Raw genomic sequence first — 1,422 nt, 5'->3', positions numbered from 1 at the left:
GGTTAAATATTAAATTTGATACTTTATGTTTTATATATATAAATATTAAAGTAAAAGGCAATATGAACATTTTTAATTTATTTTCTTTTACACTTAATATTTCTTTTCCTAATTTAAAAGATAAATGTGTTTTTATTTTTTTTATTGCCCCTTGTGAAATAAAATTAAAGTTATTTTGTGTTACGTTTAAACTATTTTGAGTGATATTTTTAAATAAAATCTCTTCATAAAATGGTGTTAATCTGGCATAGTGCCACCAAAGATGAGCATTTGGTAAATGCGGAGAATTCCAAGGTTTAAAAATATCATTATAATGAATTATATAAGGATTATTTATCATTTTTAAAGCTTCATCTACAAGTTCATCTGGAAGCAAATTAGAAAAATTAGGGTGTTTTATAGGTAAATTCCAAGTAAAATTCCATTTTGAATCAAGAAAACTTATATCTCCATCAAAAGCACTATTAATAACATCTTGATCTACAATAGGTGGTCGCTCTAAATATTTTAAAGTTTCTAAACATCGTTGAGTAAAATTATTTTCGATGCATTTGTAAATATTATAAACCAAAACTCCGCATTGAATATAATTATAAATGTTTTTGAAAGGTTTTTTATTATTTAAAAAATCAATATAATATAAATCAATTTTATTTATAGTTCTTAAAATAATAACCAATTCTTTACAAGCTGCAATGGATGTATCAAAATCAATTAAAAACAAATCTTTTAAATCTCTTAAAATCAGCATATCACAATCTAAATAAATAATTTTTTTATAATTCTTAAAAATACTAGGAATGAAAAAACGATAATAAGTCGATTCTTTAAAATGAGCAGCAGTATGAAAATGAACTTGTTTTTTTGCCTGATAAATATAAGGGCTAATATTAATAAATCTTATTGATATATTTATATCCTGAATAAAATTTATTATTTTTTTTATACCGTCTTGGTTTAAAGTATCATATAATATGCAAATATCATAATTAAATTCTTTATCTGAATTTATCTTGATGGAATTTAGAATTACCGCAAGATAAGATAAATAATTATCATCACAAGAAAAAATAATAGGGATATTATTTTCTTGAAAAGCTGGTTTTATTTCTTTCATTTTTCTTTCCTCCACTCTTTGTAAACCTTATTCATTTTAAATACAAAAGTAAAAGGATGTTTTATAAGCAAGTTTCCAAGTTTATAAGAAAGATAATTTTGTATTTTTAAAGCTTCTTGATAATCACTATAATGGTTTAATGGTAAAGGTTTTAAATTTGGATTTGAATTTAATATAAGGTTAAATATTAAATTTGATACTTTATGTTTTATATATATAAATATTAAAGTAAAAGGCAATATGAACATTTTTAATTTATTTTCTTTTACACTTAATATTTCTTTTCCTAATTTAAAAGATAAATG

At 21.4% G+C, this 1,422-nt stretch carries 1 protein-coding gene and 1 pseudogene; both read right to left on the bottom strand.

Annotated elements, in window-relative coordinates; all coding sequences use genetic code 11:
• The coding region (locus tag JG676_RS07655; protein WP_200217853.1) for a glycosyltransferase family 8 protein at positions 1-1,117 on the bottom strand (1,117 nt) is incomplete at its 3' end.
• Positions 1,114-1,422, bottom strand: a pseudogene (locus JG676_RS07650) (glycosyltransferase family 2 protein); the annotation flags it as partial. The pseudogene JG676_RS07650 and the gene JG676_RS07655, both read right to left, overlap by 4 nt.

Source organism: Campylobacter sp. 2018MI34 (assembly GCF_016598975.1).
Classification (GTDB): domain Bacteria; phylum Campylobacterota; class Campylobacteria; order Campylobacterales; family Campylobacteraceae; genus Campylobacter_D.
Note: the sequence above shows the minus strand (reverse complement) of the source record. Positions and strands in the feature narration are given on the sequence as shown.